The following is a 16,050-nucleotide window of genomic DNA, read 5'->3' on the forward strand; positions in this document are numbered from 1 at the left end:
GAGCGGGCTGGTTCGGCCGGTCCACGATCGCCACAAGACCCGAGGTATAGGGCGTTATACGCGGGTCAGGCGAACTTCGTCTTCGGGCGCTCCTGGCGCACACCGTCCACGTAGACGTCCACCTTCTCGTCGAGGAACGCCACCAGCCCCGCGGCCCGGATGCTCTCGGGCAGCGGCGTCGGGTAGCTCCACGCGAGGTCCTCGTGCCCGGCCACGTCGAAGTGCTCCGCGGCGCCCTTGTACGGGCAGTGCGTCACCACGTCGGTCTTCGCCAGCAGGTCCATCCGGACGTCCACGCGGGGCAGGTAGTAGCGGGTCGGCAGGCCCGTCTCGAACAGCAGGTGCGGTCGCACCGAGTCCGCCACCGCCACGCCGTCGACCTCGATGCGGACGTGGCGGGAGCTCGGGAGGATGTCGACGCGGACGCCCGGGTCGCGCGGGTGCGTGAAGATCTGCTCGTCCTCTTCGAACCAGTCGAACGCGCCGAACTCGAAGCGGACGTGGCCGCGGAGCTCTTCGATCGGGGAATCCGGGTACTCCAGCGCGCCGTCCACCGCCTCGGCCGCGGCACCCTTTATCGTCGACAGAACAGCTTCTCCGCGGCTCGGCGAGTGCGCCGTCCGGCCGGAGGGGGTGAGAACGCCGCTCACGACGTCCGCGCGCGGGATGTAGTACGTGGGGTAGTACGGAACTTCCCACACCAGGAGGGGGTGCACCGTGTCCGCGACGACCTGCCCGCCGAGGAACACCCGTACCCTCTTCGCGCCCTGTGCCACGCGGACCCGGCCGCGTCCCGGAGTGCTCATGCTCCGCTCAACGGGCCGCGAACTGCGGGTATTCCGGCCGATCCGGGCGCGGACGGCTAGCGTGGCAGGCAGCACGAGGACGACAGGAGGCGGGCACGGGTGGCCGGCGTAGAAATCCCCACGGTCGGTACCCCCGCCGGGATGCGCAAGATCAACCAGCGGGCGGTGCTCGACCTGCTGCGCCGCGGCGGGCCGGCGACCCGGCCGCAGGTCGCGAAGGACACCGGGCTGTCGAAGCCGACGGTCAGCCAGGCGCTGCTGGCCCTGGAGGCCGCCGGGCTGGCGCGCCCGACCGGGCAGACGTCCACCGGCACCGGGCGCTCGGCCGTGCTGTACGAAGCCGACCCCACCGCGGGGTACGTGCTGGGCGTCGACATCGGCCGCGAGCACCTGCGGGTCGCGGTGTCGGACCTCGGCCGCAACCTCGTGGCGCGCCGGGATGAGCGCAACACCGCGCGCTCCGGTGCGGCGCTGGTGACGGCGGTCGGGAAGATCGCGGCCGCGGCGGTCGCGGAGGCCGGTCTTTCGGCGGGCGACATCGTTGTCCGCGTGGTCGGCTCCCCCGGCGTCGCCGATCCGGAGAAGCGGTGCTTCCGGCACGCGCCGAACCTGCCGGGCTGGGGCCGCGCGGGCCTGATCGACGACCTCGAAGCGGCGCTGGGCCCGGACCTGATGGTGGAGAACGACGCGAACCTCACCGCGGTCGGCGAGTGGGAAAGCGGGGCCGCGCGCGGGGCGTCGGTGTTCGGCTGCATCACGATCGGCACCGGCGTCGGCATGGGCCTGATGGTCGACGGCCGGGTGTTCCGCGGCGCGACCGGCGCGGCGGGCGAGATCGGCTACCTCCCGTACGGCCGCACGCGCGCGGCCGACGAGCCCAGCACGCCGCCGGCCCGCGGCCACCTCGAAGAGGCGACGGCGGCCCAGTCGGTCGTGCAGGGCGCCCGGGAACTCGGCCTGGGCACGGCGAAATCGGCCCGTGAGGTGTTCCGCCTGGCCCGCGAAGGCGACGAGCTGGCCCGGCAGGCACTGGCGGCGGAAGCCGACCGCCTCGCGTACACGGTGGCCTCGGTGGCGGCGGTGATCGACCCGGAACTGATCGTCCTGGGCGGCGGCATGGGCACGGCGGCGGACCTGCTGCTGGAGCCGATCGACCGGGCACTGCGCGCGTTCACGCCGCTGGTGCCGAAGGTGGTCCAGGGCGAGCTGGGCGAAGACGCGGTGCTGACCGGGGCGATCAGCGTCGGCCTGCGGGCGGCCGAAGGCCTGGTCTTCGACCGCCGGGTGGGTGCCGCCTAAGCCGCCCGCCAGGCTTCGCCGCCGGCCGACAGGCGCCACGGGGTCAGGCGCAGGACCGTGATCTTCGGATCGAGGTGGTCCTCGCCGCCGAGGATTTTCGGGTCGTAGCCCAGGGGCTCCGGCGTGGCCGCGAACAGGTCCCACAGGTACTTGCGCGTCTCTTCGTCGTCTTCGAACTCCGCTCGGCACTCCGCCACAGCGACCTCGTGCTGCGGGTCCCAGTACGAGCACGACACGTACGGCGACGCCGCCAGGTGCGCGAGCTTCAACGGGGTCGGCCGGGTGAACAGCCGGCCGACCAGGCCGTCCGGGGCAGGTTCCCAGATCGGGTGGACGACCCGGGAGCGCGGTCTCCCCCGCCGATCGACCGTCACCAGGGTGCACCAGACGATCCGGTGCGCCACGCGCACGAACGCTTCCGCCAGCTCCGCCGGCACTCTGCTAGATTCCACAACCATGGTTGTGCATCCTACCGCCGAAGGCCTCGACCTGTCACTGACGGCCCTTTTCGCGGGCTGGGCGACGACGGACGAGGTCCAGCGGCGGCTCGCGACCCGGGGCTTCGGTGACCTGCGCTTCAACGACGGCGTCGTGATCCAGCACGTCCTCGCCGCACCGCTGTCCATCACCGCACTCGCCGAGCGGATGGGCGTCACCCAGCAGGCGGCGTCGAAGGCGGTCGCGGATCTCGAACGCCGGGGCCTGCTGCGCCGCGACCCCGACCCGGCCGACGCGCGCACGAAGCTGCTGCACCTCACCGAACACGCGCTGGCCGCCGTCGAAGCGACGCGGGTGCTGCGGCGGGAACTTCAGGAGGAGATCGAGGCGGCGTACGGCGCGAAGCAGGTCGAAGAGGCGCAGAAGCTCCTGGCCGCGGTCATCGGCCGGTACGGCGGCGGCGACGCGATCCGCGCCCGGCGGGTCCGCCCGCCGCGCTGATGACCTCCGGCGTAATCGACACCGCCGCCCGGACGGCCGACGATCGGCGGCATGAGCGAATCCGCGAAGAACCGCATGATCGTCGTCGACTGCCTGGAGAACCTGTTCGTGCACAAGGACTTCGAGGCCGCGAAGGCGGCGCTGCACCCCGATTTCGTCACCCACAGCCCCGGCCTGCCCTCCGGCCGCGAGGCGTTCACCGACGCGGTGAAGAATTCACCGCTGGCCGGCGCGAGCGCGAAGATCGAGCACGTCGTCGCCGAGGACGACCTCGTCGTCGCGCACCTGCACGTGGCCGGGATGGCCGTCGTCGACATCCTGCGCGTCGAGGACGGCCTGCTCGTCGAGCACTGGGACGTCAAGCAGCCGCTCTAGCGCGTGATGACGCAGGTCCCCGACGCCGTGGCCAGCAGCTTGCCCTCGGCGTCGCGGATCTCCCCCTCGGCGAAGGCGATCCGGGAACCCTCCTTCACGACGCGGCCCGTCGCGCGGATTTCCCCGCGGCCCGCGTGGATCGCGCGCAGGTAGCTCACCTTCAGCTCCACCGACGCGTAGCCGACGCCGGCCGGCAAGGTCGTGTGGACCGCGCAGCCGACCACCGAGTCCAGCATCGTCGCCGCCACGCCGCCGTGGACCATGCCGATCGGGTTGTACAGCGACTCGTCCGGCTCGGCGACCGCGACGACCTCGCCCGGTTCGACGCTTTCCCAGCGCAGGCCGAAGTGCGCGGCGATCGGCGCCGGCGGGACGCGGCCCTCGGCGATCGCCCGCATGTACTCCAGGCCGGACATCGTGGCGCCGAGCCGAGCGGTCTCCAGGGGGTCCTGCCAGGTGATGGTCTTCGAACGGACCGGGGCTTCGACGTCGGTCATGCGGGCTCCTCGATTATGACAACTGTCTTAAGACTCGCCCGCGGGACGGCGAGCGTCAAGCGCGGCGTGACCCAGACCACCGGTGGTCCGCCCGCGCCGCGGGTGGAATCATCCGGGGGTGAGCACCGACCGCAAGCCGATCGACCCGGAACGCGTCGCGGCGGCGGTCGACGGGCTCGGCGACCGCGCCGTCATCGAGGAATGGGCGCGGCGCTTCTCCGTGGTCGCCGATCCCTCGCGGCTGGCGCTGCTGGTCTCCATCCACTACGCCCGCGAGATCAGCGTCACCGACCTCGCCGCGGCCACCGGCATGACGGACACCGCGGTGTCGCAGGCCCTGCGGCTGCTCCGGGCGCACGGGCTGGTCACACCCCAACGCACCGGCCGCGTGGTGCGGTACCGCCTGGCGGACGCCACGGTCCACGAACTCATCCACCGAGTGCGCCCGCACCCCGCGGAGGACAGCGAACACCGGTAGCGTGCGGGCATGACGGGATTGCCCGAGACCATCACCGCCTGCCTGTTCGACCTCGACGGAGTGCTGACCGGCACGGCGATCCTCCACCGCGAGGCCTGGAAGCGGACGTTCGACGAATTCCTCCGCGCCCGTGACGGCGCCGGGTTCAGCGAGTTCACCGACCACGACTACGCGGCCTATGTGGACGGCCGCCCCCGCGCCGACGGCGTGCGCGAATTCCTGCGGTCGCGGGGGATCGTGCTGCCCGAGGGCGAGCCGGACGACCCGGTGGACGCCCCGACCGTCAACGGCGTCGGCAACCGCAAGAACGAGCTGGTCCTCAAGATCATCGACGAGCGGGGTGTGAACCCGTACCCGGGTTCGGTGCGCTACCTCGAAGCCGTGAAAGCCGCCGGGCTGCGGATCGCCGTCGTGACGTCGTCGGCCAACGGCGCCAAGGTGCTCGAGGGCGCCGGCCTCAGCGAGTACGTCGAGGCGCGCATCGACGGCATCGTCATCCGCGAACGCCACCTGAAGGGCAAGCCCGCGCCCGACTCGTTCCTGGCCGGCGCCGCGGCGCTCGGCGTCGAGCCCGCGCACGCGGCCGTCTTCGAGGATGCCCAGTCCGGCGTCCAGGCCGGGAAGGCCGGTGGCTTCGGGTACGTCGTGGGCGTGAACCGGGCCGACCAGGCCGCCGAGCTTAAGGCCCACGGGGCCGACATCGTCGTCGACGACCTCGCCGACCTCCTGGAGGACCGATGACCGAACCGCACGGCTACGAATGCTCGCCGTGGGCCTTGCGCTGGCGCGGCATGGACGTCGACGCCCTGCAGCGCACCGAATCGGCGTTCGCGGTGTCCAACGGCCACATCGGCCTGCGCGGCACCCTCGAGGAAGCCGAGCCGCGCGGCCTGCCCGGCACCTACCTCAACGGCTTCTACGAGCAGCACGAACTCCCCTACGCCGAGGCCGGCTACGGCTACCCCGAAGAGGGCCAGACCGTCGTCAACGTGACCGACGGCAAGATCATCCGGCTGCTCGTCGAGGACGAACCGCTCGACATGCGCTACGGCGCGGCCACCGCGCACGACCGGGTGCTCGACTTCCGCAAGGGCACGCTGAGCCGGACCACCGAGTGGTCGTCGCCGACCGGGCGGCGCGTGCGCGTGCGCACCGAGCGGCTCGTGTCGTTCACCCAGCGCGCGATCGCCGCGATCCGGTACGAGGTCGAGCCGCTCGACGAGGACCTGCAGCTGGTCGTCCAGTCCGACCTGCTGGCCAACGAGCCGATCGAGTCCGACACCAGTGACCCGCGGGTGGCCGCCGCGCTGAACTCGCCATTGGTCGGCGAGTTCCACCGCGCGTCGGACTACAACGCCGTGCTGGTGCACCAGACCCGCCGGTCCGGCCTGCGGATGGCCGCGGCGATGGACCACAAGATCGAGGTGGACGACGGGATCCGCGCCCGCATCCACTCCGAGGAGGACCTCGCGCGGCTGACCGTCGCCGTCGACGTGCCGAAGGGCGGCCGGCTGCGGATCACCAAGTTCCTCGCCTACGGCTGGTCCGCGCAGCGCTCGGTGCCGGCGCTGCGTTCGCAGGTCGAGGCGGCGCTGGCCGGCGCCCGTCAGACCGGCTGGAAGGGCCTGCTCACCGAGCAGCGCGAGTTCCTCGACGACTACTGGACCACCTCGGACATCGAGATCGAAGGCGATCCCGAACTCCAGCAGGCCGTCCGGTTCGCCCTGTTCCACATCCTGCAGGCCGGGGCCCGTGGCGAAAGCCGCGCGATCGCCGGCAAGGGGCTGACCGGGCCCGGCTACGACGGGCACGCCTTCTGGGACACCGAGTCCTTCGTCCTGCCGGTGCTCACCTACACCATCCCGGACGCGGCGCGCGACGCTCTCCGCTGGCGGCACTCCACAATGGACAAAGCGCGGGAACGCGCGCACCAGCTGGGGTTGCGCGGCGCGGCGTTCCCGTGGCGGTCGATCAACGGCGCCGAGTGCTCGGCGTACTGGCCGGCGGGCACGGCGGCGTTCCACGTCAGCGCGGACATCGCCGACGCCGTCCTGCGCTACCTCAACGCGACCGGCGACGAGGAGTTCGAGCGCGACTACGGCACCGAGCTGCTGCTGGAAACTGCGCGGCTGTGGGCGTCGCTGGGCCACCACGACCGGCACGGCACGTTCCGGATCGACGGCGTCACCGGGCCGGACGAGTACTCGGCGGTGGCGGACAACAACGTCTACACGAACCTGATGGCGCGCCGGAACCTGCAGGCGGCGGCGGAGTCGTGCGAGCGGCACCCCGAAGTGGCGGCGCGGTTCGGCGTCGACACGGTCGAGCTGGACTCCTGGCGCGCGGCCGCGGCGGCGATGTTCCTGCCCTACGACGAAGAACTCGGCGTGCACCCGCAGTCGGAGGGGTTCCTCGACCACGACGAGTGGGACTACGAGGGCACCGACCAGGCGCACTACCCGCTGCTGCTGCACTACCCGTACTTCGACCTCTACCGCAAGCAGGTCGTCAAGCAGGCGGACCTGGTGCTGGCGCTGCACCTGTGCGGCGACTCGTTCAGCCCGGAGGAGAAGGCGCGCGACTTCGCCTACTACGAGGCGAGGACCGTGCGCGACTCGTCGCTGTCGGCGGGGACGCAGGCGGTGGTGGCCGCCGAGGTCGGGCACCTGGAACTGGCCTACGACTACCTGGCCGAAGCCGCGCTGACCGACCTGCACGACGTGCACAACAACGTGCGCAACGGCCTGCACATGGCGTCGCTGGCCGGGGCGTGGCAGGGCGCGGTGGCCGGGTTCGGCGGCCTGCGGGACCACGGCGGAACGCTGGCTTTCGCGCCGCGGCTGCCGCCGCAGCTCGGGCGGATCACCTTCCGCCTGATGTTCCGCGGCACCCGGTTCCAGGTCGAGATCGATCCCGACCAGGCCACCTACCACGTCGTCGCCGGAGCACCCCTGGAGGTGCTGCACCACGGCGAGCGCATCACCGTCACGGCGGAGCCGCGGCAGTACCCGATCCCGAAGATCGACGCCGGCACGCCGCCGAAGCAGCCACCGGGGCGCGCGCCGATGCGGCGTGACTCGGAATCGGTGCGTCAGTACGCCGAGCCGTCCAACCCCATTACTGAGAGTTATTCTGGTTAGGCCGCCGCCTCCACCGCGAGACCGCAGCTTGCGGGCGAAGTCATGCGGCGGCCGACGGCTGAATAACTCTCACTGAGGATGGTCGCTAGCGGCTTCGCGTCCGGGTGGGGCCGGGACTTCCTCGGTCCCGCCCGGGCTCACGTCCGGGTCCGGGGCCGTCGGCACGTCGTGCGTCAGCTTGCCGGGGGTCGGGAGCTTCGGGAGCTCTTCGTCTTCGTCGTCGCGGCCGTGAAGGCTCTGCTGCTGGCTCATGCTTTCCGGAATACCCGGTTTTCCCGGCAAGGGCCAGCGGATCAGGCCGCGCGCTCGGCCGCCGCGGCCCGCGCCTTGTCCTGCAGGGTGAGCAGCAGGCCGTCGCGGGTCGACCACGGGCAGATCGTCACCTTGCCGCCGGCGACCGTCAACAGGGCTTCCGCGACGATCGCGCCGGCCAGGGCCTGGTGGGCGCGGCTGCGCGAGATGCCCGGCAGCTCGGCGCGCTTCGACGGCGGCAGCGCGGCCAGCCGCGGGATCCATGCGCGGAGGTCGTCGAGGCGCAGTTCCTTGCACTTGCCGGGGCGGGCGCCGGCCAGCCGGGCGAGCTGCTGGAGCACCTTCGAGCAGCCGATGACCCGCGGATCGTCGACGTCGGCGGCGCCCAGCGTGGTGGTGACGACGTCCAGTGCGTGCGCGCGCAGGGCCTTGACCTGCTTGTTCGACACGCGCTCCGACGGCAGCCAGTCCCGGGTCATCGAGCGGGCGCCCAGCGGCAGCGAGCGCGCGAAGGTGGCTTTCTCGCCGGAGCCGGCGGCCAGTTCGACCGTGCCGCCGCCGATGTCGAGCACGAGCATCGGCCCGGAGGCCTCATACCAGCGGCGGGCGGCGAGGTAGGTCAGTTCGGCCTCGCAGCGGCCGGAGAGGAAGCGCAGTTCGACCCCGGTCTCGCCGGCGACGTGCCGGACGACGTCGGCCGCGTTGGCCGCGTCCCGGATCGAGGAGGTGGCCAGCGGGTAGACGTCGCGGACGCCGTGGCGGTACGCCGTGGTCATGCCCGCCGCGACAGCGGCCGTGACGGCCTCGATGCCCCGGTCGGAGAGGCGGCCACGGACGTCGAGCTCGCGATCCAGACGCAGCCGCGTCTGGTGGTTGACCAGCGGCTCACGGGGTGAGCCGGACACCGGCACCACCACGAGCCGGGCGCTGAACGAGCCGACGTCCAGCACGCCCACCGCGGGCTCTTCTTTTTTTCGCACGGCTCGGCGCACCTCACTTCCGTCTGGTGAATATCCCCAGTTCGACGGTTTGAAACCAGCAATGATGTCCGATCTCACGGCGCTCCGCCGGACATTTCCGCGATTGCCGCCCTCCGGGGGTGCGTTCCTGACGCGAAGGTCACAGTGAGATAACCCGATCGAGTGAACTAGGGTGCCACTGGACACGATTCGGTAACGCCAGCGTGCGCACGGCGATTGATCGGACATCGGAACCGACGTGGAGCAGGGGAAACAGAGGCAACGGCCCGAGCGGCGAGCCGAGCTCGTGCGGCCGGCCGTCGTCGTGCTCGCGGTCGTCGCGGGCCTCGGCTGCGTCCTGCTCGGGGTGACGTCGGTGCTGGCCCCGGAGCCCGCGATCACCCCGGCCGCGGACCGGCCTTCGGTGGCCGCGGCCCCGCCGATGGCGGTGCTGATCCCGGCGCTGGGCCTGACGCTGGAGCACGTGGTCCCGCTCGGTCACGTGGACGGGCGCCGTGAGCAGCCGGGGACCGCTTCGGGGGTGGGCTGGTTCGCCGACGGGCCGGTGCCGGGCGCGCCCGGAGTGGCGGTGTTGTCGGCGCACGCGAACTTCGGGTACGCGGCGGGGGCGTTCGCGCGGCTGGGGAAGCTCCTGCCGAAATCGGTGATCACGGTGCGCGACACGAGAGGCCGGGAGACGCGGTTCACGGTGCGGCAGACGTCGGTGTTCCCGGCGACAGAGCCGGACAGCGCGCTGGTGGCACCGGAAGGGACCGGGCCGGAGCTGCGGCTGATCACCAGCGATGGGACCTACGACGGCGCCGGATTCGCCGGCACGCGGGTTGCGGTGTACGCGACTCCCGCCTGACGCGTCGCGAATGACTCATTCGGGACGTCGGAGGTCCCGAATGAGTCATTCGCGGCATTGCGGCGAGGGGCGCCGCTCAGCCGATCAGCTCGCGCAGCTGCGACACCGCCGCCACCCGGCCCTCGCGGCCCGGCTGCAGCGGGCTGACGATCAGCGTCGTCGCGCCCGCCTCGGCGAAGGCCGCCACGCGCTCCTTCACGTAGCCCGCCGGGCCGACCAGGGAGATCGCGCGCAGCAGTTCCAGCGGGACGGCCGCCGCCGCTTCTTCCTTCTTGCCGTCCAGGTACAGGTCCTGGATCAGCTTCGCCTCGGCCTCGTAGCCGTAGCGGCAGGCCAGGTCGTTGTAGAAGTTCTTGCCGCGCGCGCCCATGCCGCCGATGTAGAGGGCCAGCATCGGCCGCACGTGGTCGAGGAGCGGCTCGACGTCGTCGCCGATGGCCAGGGCCACCGTCACGAACGTGTCCAGCTCGCCCAGGGCCGCGTCACGCTTGGCCTTGCCTTCGGCCAGGGACGCGCCCCAGACGTCGGCCGCCCTCTCCGGGTGGAAGAAGATCGGCTGCCAGCCCTCGGCGATCTCGGCCGTCAGCGCGACGTTCTTCGGCCCGATCGAGGCCAGCAGCACCGGGATCCGCTCGCGCACCGGGTGGTTGATCAGCTTGAGCGGCTTGCCGAGCCCGGTGCCCTGCTCCGGCGGCAGCGGGATCGTGTAGTGCTTGCCCTCGTGGACCACGCGCTCGCGGCGCCACACCTGGCGGCAGACATCGACGATCTCGCGCGTGCGGCCCAGCGGCGCGTCGTACTTCACGCCGTGGAAGCCCTCGATGACCTGCGGGCCGGACGCCCCGAGCCCGAGGATGAACCGCCCGTCGGAGACGAAGTCGAGGCCGGCCGCGGTCATCGCGGTCAGGGTCGGCGTGCGGGTGTAGATCTGGAAGATGCCGGACGCCAGCTGGACGCGCTCGGTCTTCGCGGCCAGGTAGCCGAGCTGGCTGACCGCGTCGAAGGAGTAGGCCTCCGGCACGAAGACGACGTCGAGGCCGGCCTTCTCCAGTTCGACGATGTCGGCGACGCTTTCGGCGAAGCCTCCGGAGTAGCTGATCCCGGTCCCGATCCTCATGGGCGTCCTTCCGCGGTGAGCGAGCGCTTAGTCGCTCGTCATTATGCGCGCTGCCCGGCTTCCTCCGATGTGGGTACCACCACTATCCACCCGCGACGACCGTCCCCCGCACGTCGCCGAAGCCGACGCGCGAGCCGCCCGGGCCGGGGGCGGTCGCGCTGATCACCACCTCGTCGCCGTCTTCGAGGAACGTCCTCGTCACGCCGCCGGGCAGCTCCAGGGGTTCCTGGCCGCCCCAGGACAGTTCCAGGAACGAGCCGCGCTGGTCGCGTCCGGGGCCGGTCACCGTGCCGGAGGCGTAGAGGTCGCCGGTGCGCAGGCTCGCGCCGTTGACCGTCATGTGCGCCAGCTGCTGCGGGGCCGTCCAGTACTGGGTCGCGAACGGCGGGCTCGACACCAGGTGGCCGTTGAGCCGGATCTCCAGGGCCAGGTCCAGCCCCCACTTCTCGTCGGTCCGGAGGTAGTCGAACGGCTCCGGGTCCTGCGGCGGGCCGTCGACGCGCGCGTGCTCCAGCGCGGCCAGCGGGACGATCCACGGCGACACCGACGTCGCGAACGACTTGCCGAGGAACGGGCCCAGCGGCTGGTACTCCCAGGCCTGGATGTCGCGCGCCGACCAGTCGTTGACGAGGCAGACGCCGAAGACGTGGTCCGCGAAGTCCGCTGTGGACACCCGGGTGCCCGGGACGGACGGGGTGCCGACGACGAACCCGACCTCCGCCTCGATGTCCAGCCGCTGTGACGGGCCGAACGAGGGCGCGTCGGCGTTGCGGGGCTTGCGCTGCCCGTGCGGCCGGACGACCGGCGTCCCCGACGCGACGACGGTGCCGGCCCGCCCGTGGTACCCGATCGGCAGGTGCTTCCAGTTCGGCGGGAGCTCGGTGGCGTCCGGGCGGAAGATCTTGCCGGCGTTGAGGGCGTGGTGCTCGCTGGAGTAGAAGTCGACGTAGTCGGCGACGTCGAAGGCGAGGTGGGTGGTCACGTCGGTCAGCGGGACGAGGTGCGGCCGCAGCTGATCGGCGTAGCGGGGCTCGGTGAGCCATTCGGTGAGGCTCTCGCGGACCTCGCGCCAGGTGGCGGGCCCGGCGGCCAGCAGCGGGTTGAGAACGCCGGCGGTGAGGAGCGGCGCGAAGGCGGCGGCCGTTTCGGCGGCCGCGGCGGTCAGGTCGAGCACGTGATCGCCGACGGGCACGCCGACCCGGCGTTCGGGCGCCCCGCCGACGGAGAAGACGCCGTAGGGCAGGTTGTGCAGACCGAAGGGGTGGTCTTCGGCAAGCTCGAGCCAGGTCACGTTCACTCCTCGTCCCGGGCGGCTCGCGCCGCCGAGTTCAGCTCTCGTCTCGGCCGCGGTGCTGATGTCACTGGGCGTCCTTTGCGGCTCGCCTTGCCACCCACTCCGCCACCACGTCCGCCAGCACCGGCAATGGCAGGGTTCCGCTGCCCAGCACCACGTCGTGGAACTCGCGGATGTCGAAGGCCGCGCCCAGCGCCTGCTCGGCTTCGGCGCGCAGCCGCTCGATCTCCAGGCGGCCCACCATGTAGCCGAGCGCCTGCCCCGGGAGGCCCGCGTACCGGTCGACCTCGGCCTCGATCTCGATCCGGGCCATCGGCGTGTTGTCGACCATGAAGTCGACCGCCTGTTGCCGGCTCCAGCCCAGCGCGTGCAGGCCCGTGTCCACGACCAGGCGGGCCGCGCGCATCGAATCCTGCGTCAGCAGGCCGAGCCGGGCCGTGCTGTCGGAGTACAGCCCCATCTCGTCCGCGAGGCGCTCGGCGTAGAGGCCCCAGCCCTCGGCGAAGGCGTTGAACATGCCGATCCGGCGGAGCAGCGGGACATCGGTCAGCTGCTGGGCGAGCGTCAGCTGGAAGTGGTGGCCCGGCACGGCTTCGTGGAAGGCCACCGACTCGCTCAGCGTCCGCTGCCGCTGGTCCGCGTCGCGCGTGTTCGCGTAGTACGTGCCCGGCCGGGAACCGTCCAGGGACGGCTCGATGTAGTAGGCGATCGAACCGCTTTCGGCCTCCGCGTCCGGTACCGGCGCCACCTGGCACTTCTGCTCCGGGACCCGCAAGAACCATTGTGGTGCCACGGCTTCCGCGCGCGTGATCGTCGCGCGGGCGGATTCCAGCAGCTCGTCGCCGTCGCGCCACCGCAGGGCCGGGTCCGTGCGGATGCGCTCGAAGATCTCCGCCAGCTCGGTCGTGCCGAACAGCTCCGCGCCCAGCTCGCGGTACTCCCCCGCCAGCCGCTCGATGATCGCCGAGCCCGTGTCGTGCAGGTCCTGCGGGGTGCGCTCGGTCGTCGTCTCGGCGCGGATCAGGGCCGCGTAGCGCTCCGGGCCGCCCGGGAGGTCGCCGATCCCCGGCGACGTCTCCGGGCGGGCCACCGGGACGACCTCGTCGGCCAGGAAGTCCCGGTAGCGCCGGTAGGCCGGCCACACCACTTCGGCCAGCAACCGGTCGCGTTCGGCTTCGAGGCCGCGGACCGGCACCTTCAGCGGGTCGCTCTCCGGGGCGGCGAGGTACCGCTCGACGTAGCCGACGCCGATGCGCGCCAGGAACTCCGGCGGTGTCAGCCCCTCGGCGAGTGCCGCTCGCTGCCGGTCGATCACCTGGTCCAGGTACGTGCCGATCGTGGCGAGCCGGCTCAGGTAGCCGCGAGCCTTGTCGTCGTCGTCGAGGATCGTCTGCGGCAGGTCCGTGAGCAGGCTGAGGGCCGGTGCGTCCAGCCCGTCGCTCACCGCGATGTCCGCCCGGCCGGAATCGAGCACGTCGATCCGCGTGCGGGCCTGCCAGATCACGACGTCCCGGGTGACGCGCTCGGCCGGTGTCAGCACCGCCGCGTCGAGCGCCTCGGCGCGCGCGATGACGCCGGCGAGCCCGGCGCGGAACCGGGCGGCGGCTTCGGCGGTCTGGTCGGCGAGCTTGTCGTGCGTGCCCGGCAGGCCGTACACCGACGGGAGCAGCGGCTGCGCCTCGAACATCAGCGCCAGGCACTCGTCGGCGAGCTTCTCGGGCGTGTCACGGCGCCGCGCCACCCACTCGGCGACCACGCCGGACAGCACCGGCAGCGGCAGGGTGCCGCTGCCCAGCACGACGTCGTGGAACTCGCGGACGTCGAACGCCGCACCCAGCGCTTGCTCGGCCTCGGCGCGCAGCCGCTGGATCTCCAGCCGCCCCACCATGTAGCCCAGCGCCTGGGCCGGGTCGGCGGTGTACCGGTCGATCTCCGCCTCGATCTCCAGCCGCGCCATCGGCGTGTGCTCGGCGAGGTAGTCGACCGCCTGCTGCCGGCTCCACCCGAGCGCGTGCAGGCCGGTGTCGACGACCAGCCGGCCCGCCCGCATCGAATCCTGCGTCAGCATGCCCAGCCGCGAGACGTCGTCGGAGTACAGGCCCATCTCGTCGGCCAGGCGCTCGGCGTAGAGGCCCCAGCCCTCGGCGTAGGCGTTGACGTGCAGGATCCGGCGCAGCAGCGGCAGCTCGGTGAGCTCCTGGGCCAGGCTGAGCTGGAAGTGGTGCCCCGGAACCGCTTCGTGGAACGCGATCGCCTCACTCGTGAACCGCGGCCGCTTCTCCGCCTCGAACGTGTTCGCGTAGTACGTGCCCGGGCGCGTCCCGTCGAGCGACGGCTGGAGGTAGTACGCGATCGTGCCGCTCGCCGCGTCCGCTTCCGGCACCGGCGCCACCCGGCACTGCTGCTCCGGCACCCGCGAGAACCACTGCCCGGCCACGGTTTCCGCGCGGGTGATGGCGGCCCGGGCCCCGGCCAGCAGTTCCTCGCCGTCCCGCCAGCGCAGCGCCGGGTCGGTCCGGATCCGGTCGAAGATCTCCCCGAGGTCCGTGGTGCCGAACAGCTTCCCGCCCAGCTCGCGGTACTCCCCCGCCAGCTTCTCGATCAGCGCGAGCCCGGTGTCGTGCAGGTCCTGCGCCGTGCGCTCGGTGGTCGTTTCGACGCGGATCAGCGCGGCGTACCGCTCCGGACCGCCCGGCAGGGCACCGATGCCCGGCGACGTCTCGGGGCGGGCCACCGGCGCGAGCTCGTCGGCCAGGAAGTCCCGGTACCGCCGGTAGGCCGGCCGGACGACCTCGGCGAGCAGGCGATCCCGTTCGACCTCGAAGCCTTCGAGCGCGTGCGCCGGTGTCACCCGCAGCGGGTCGTTCCCGGGCGCGCCGAGGTAGCGGTCGACGTACTCGACGCCGACAGCCACCAGGAAGCCCGGCGGCACCCGCCCCTCGGCCGCCGCTGCGCGCTGCCGCTCGATCAGCGCGTCGAGGTAGTCCCCCATTCCGGCGAGCCGGCTCAGGTAACCACGGACCTTCGGCTCGTCGTCCAGCACCGTCTGCGGCAGGTAGAGCAGCAGCTGCAGCGCGGGCGCGGCGAGCCCGTCGCTGACCGAGATGTCGGCGCGGCCGGAGTCCATCTCGTCGATGGCCGCTTTCGCCTGGGAGAGCACGACTTCCCGGGTGACCCGCTCCTCGGCGGGCAACCCGGCGGTGTCGAGCGCCGCGGCCCGCGCGGCGATCGCCGCATAGCCGGCGCGGAGCCGGGCTTCGGCCGCCGCGCTCGGATCGGGCAGCCGGCCGGGATCGCCGGGCAGGCCGTACAGCGACGGGTACAGCGGCTGCCGTTCGAAGTCCAGCTCGAGCAGCTCATCGGCCAGTTTCCCGGGCGTGTCGAGCTGCCCGCCCACCCAGTCCCCGACCACCTTCGCCAGCGCGGACAGCGGCAGCATGCCGTGGCCCAGCACGACTTCGTGGAAGCCGCGGATGTCGAACCGCTCGCCCAGCGCCTCCTCGGCCTCGGCCCGCAGCCGCTGGATCTCCAGCCGCCCGACCATGTAGCCCAGCGCCTGCGCCGGCCAGCCGACGTACCGGTCGATCTCCGCCTCGATCTCCAGCCGCGCCATCGGCGTGTGCTCGACCAGGAAGTCGATGGCCTGCTGCCGGCTCCAGCCCAGCGCGTGCAGCCCGGTGTCGACGACCAGCCGGCCCGCCCGCATCGAATCCTGCGTCAGCATGCCCAGCCGCGAGACGTCGTCGGAGTACAGGCCCATCTCGTCCGCGAGCCGCTCGGCGTAGAGGCCCCAGCCCTCGGCGTAGGCGTTGAACATGCCGATCCGCCGCAGCAGCGGCAGGTCCCGCAGCTCCTGCGCCAGGCTGAGCTGGAAGTGGTGCCCCGGAACCGCTTCGTGGAACGCGATCGCCTCACTCGTGAACCGCGGCCGCTTCTCCGCCTCGAACGTGTTCGCGTAGTACGTGCCCGGGCGCGTCCCGTCGAGCGACGGCTGGAGGTAGTACGCGATCGTGCCGCTCGCCGCAT

15 protein-coding genes are annotated in these 16,050 nt (G+C 72.2%); 7 read left to right on the top strand and 8 right to left on the bottom strand.

The genetic code is table 11. The features are described from left to right. Positions 1 to 65: 65 nt before the first annotated feature. Positions 66 to 806 (bottom strand): DUF427 domain-containing protein, encoded by a 741-nt coding sequence (locus H5965_RS44665; RefSeq protein ID WP_310977381.1) that lies wholly within the window; start codon positions 804 to 806, stop codon positions 66 to 68. Positions 807 to 905: 99 nt separating this feature from the next. Here H5965_RS44665 and H5965_RS44670 point away from each other — a divergent pair, with 99 nt between their 5' ends. Further along, positions 906 to 2,105 (top strand): ROK family protein, encoded by a 1,200-nt coding sequence (locus H5965_RS44670; protein ID WP_310977382.1) that lies wholly within the window; start codon positions 906 to 908, stop codon positions 2,103 to 2,105. Here the strand turns inward: H5965_RS44670 and H5965_RS44675 are convergent. Then, positions 2,102 to 2,563: a pyridoxamine 5'-phosphate oxidase family protein gene (locus tag H5965_RS44675; RefSeq protein ID WP_310977383.1), complete on the bottom strand. Its 462-nt coding sequence runs from the start codon at positions 2,561 to 2,563 to the stop codon at positions 2,102 to 2,104. The two genes, H5965_RS44670 and H5965_RS44675, sit on opposite strands and share 4 nt — an antisense overlap. On the opposite strand from H5965_RS44675, the gene H5965_RS44680 reads away from it, so the two are divergent. Continuing rightward, entirely contained in the window at positions 2,562 to 3,044 is a 483-nt protein-coding gene (locus H5965_RS44680) for a MarR family transcriptional regulator (RefSeq protein WP_310977384.1), read from the top strand. The two genes, H5965_RS44675 and H5965_RS44680, sit on opposite strands and share 2 nt — an antisense overlap. Positions 3,045 to 3,095: 51 nt before the next feature. Continuing rightward, on the top strand, positions 3,096 to 3,419 hold the full coding sequence (locus H5965_RS44685) for a nuclear transport factor 2 family protein (protein WP_310977385.1): 324 nt from the start codon (positions 3,096 to 3,098) through the stop codon (positions 3,417 to 3,419). On the opposite strand, the gene H5965_RS44690 is transcribed toward H5965_RS44685, so the two are convergent. Further along, entirely contained in the window at positions 3,416 to 3,916 is a 501-nt protein-coding gene (locus H5965_RS44690; RefSeq protein ID WP_310977386.1) for a PaaI family thioesterase, read from the bottom strand. The genes H5965_RS44685 and H5965_RS44690 overlap by 4 nt on opposite strands. A gap of 118 nt (positions 3,917 to 4,034) precedes the next feature. On the opposite strand from H5965_RS44690, the gene H5965_RS44695 reads away from it, so the two are divergent. The 3 genes from H5965_RS44695 to H5965_RS44705 are packed head-to-tail and all read left to right on the top strand — an operon-like array spanning position 4,035 to position 7,534. Continuing rightward, positions 4,035 to 4,394 carry a metalloregulator ArsR/SmtB family transcription factor gene (locus tag H5965_RS44695; RefSeq protein WP_310977387.1) on the top strand — a complete coding sequence of 120 codons (360 nt, stop codon included), beginning with the start codon at positions 4,035 to 4,037 and terminating at the stop codon, positions 4,392 to 4,394. A gap of 9 nt (positions 4,395 to 4,403) precedes the next feature. After that, complete coding sequence (locus H5965_RS44700; RefSeq protein ID WP_310977388.1) at positions 4,404 to 5,135, top strand: beta-phosphoglucomutase family hydrolase; 732 nt, start codon at positions 4,404 to 4,406, stop codon at positions 5,133 to 5,135. Further along, entirely contained in the window at positions 5,132 to 7,534 is a 2,403-nt protein-coding gene (locus tag H5965_RS44705) for a glycosyl hydrolase family 65 protein (RefSeq protein ID WP_310977389.1), read from the top strand. Before H5965_RS44700 ends, H5965_RS44705 begins: the two co-directional genes overlap by 4 nt. Before the next feature lie 69 nt (positions 7,535 to 7,603). Here H5965_RS44705 and H5965_RS44710 read toward each other — a convergent pair whose 3' ends face one another. Then, a complete protein-coding gene (locus H5965_RS44710) occupies positions 7,604 to 7,786 on the bottom strand; it encodes a hypothetical protein (RefSeq protein ID WP_310977390.1) in 183 nt (60 codons plus the stop codon). Between the two features lie 41 nt (positions 7,787 to 7,827). After that, a complete protein-coding gene (locus tag H5965_RS44715) occupies positions 7,828 to 8,766 on the bottom strand; it encodes an exopolyphosphatase (RefSeq protein ID WP_310977391.1) in 939 nt (312 codons plus the stop codon). Positions 8,767 to 9,004: 238 nt separating this feature from the next. Between H5965_RS44715 and H5965_RS44720 the strand changes: the two genes are divergently transcribed. Then, positions 9,005 to 9,613 carry a class F sortase gene (locus H5965_RS44720; protein WP_310977392.1) on the top strand — a complete coding sequence of 203 codons (609 nt, stop codon included), beginning with the start codon at positions 9,005 to 9,007 and terminating at the stop codon, positions 9,611 to 9,613. Between the two features lie 76 nt (positions 9,614 to 9,689). Here the strand turns inward: H5965_RS44720 and H5965_RS44725 are convergent, their stop codons facing one another. The 3 genes from H5965_RS44725 to H5965_RS44735 all read right to left on the bottom strand — a co-directional run. Then, entirely contained in the window at positions 9,690 to 10,730 is a 1,041-nt protein-coding gene (locus tag H5965_RS44725) for an LLM class F420-dependent oxidoreductase (protein WP_310977393.1), read from the bottom strand. Positions 10,731 to 10,812: 82 nt separating this feature from the next. Next, a complete protein-coding gene (gene fahA / locus H5965_RS44730; RefSeq protein WP_310977394.1) occupies positions 10,813 to 12,027 on the bottom strand; it encodes a fumarylacetoacetase in 1,215 nt (404 codons plus the stop codon). A 61-nt stretch (positions 12,028 to 12,088) separates the two neighbouring features. Then, on the bottom strand, positions 12,089 to 16,050 hold a 3,962-nt coding region (locus H5965_RS44735; RefSeq protein WP_310977395.1), incomplete at its 5' end, for a DUF885 domain-containing protein.

The organism is Amycolatopsis sp. 505 (assembly GCF_031625235.1).
Taxonomy (GTDB): Bacteria; Actinomycetota; Actinomycetes; order Mycobacteriales; family Pseudonocardiaceae; genus Amycolatopsis.

Coding starts and splice junctions, on each gene's coding strand:
- H5965_RS44665 (WP_310977381.1), bottom strand. CDS start 806: ATGAGCACTCCGGGACGCGGCCGGGTCCGCGTGGCACAGGGCGCGAAG.
- H5965_RS44680 (WP_310977384.1), top strand. CDS start 2,562: ATGGTTGTGCATCCTACCGCCGAAGGCCTCGACCTGTCACTGACGGCC.
- H5965_RS44675 (WP_310977383.1), bottom strand. CDS start 2,563: ATGGTTGTGGAATCTAGCAGAGTGCCGGCGGAGCTGGCGGAAGCGTTC.
- H5965_RS44685 (WP_310977385.1), top strand. CDS start 3,096: ATGAGCGAATCCGCGAAGAACCGCATGATCGTCGTCGACTGCCTGGAG.
- H5965_RS44690 (WP_310977386.1), bottom strand. CDS start 3,916: ATGACCGACGTCGAAGCCCCGGTCCGTTCGAAGACCATCACCTGGCAG.
- H5965_RS44700 (WP_310977388.1), top strand. CDS start 4,404: ATGACGGGATTGCCCGAGACCATCACCGCCTGCCTGTTCGACCTCGAC.
- H5965_RS44705 (WP_310977389.1), top strand. CDS start 5,132: ATGACCGAACCGCACGGCTACGAATGCTCGCCGTGGGCCTTGCGCTGG.
- H5965_RS44710 (WP_310977390.1), bottom strand. CDS start 7,786: ATGAGCCAGCAGCAGAGCCTTCACGGCCGCGACGACGAAGACGAAGAG.
- H5965_RS44725 (WP_310977393.1), bottom strand. CDS start 10,730: ATGAGGATCGGGACCGGGATCAGCTACTCCGGAGGCTTCGCCGAAAGC.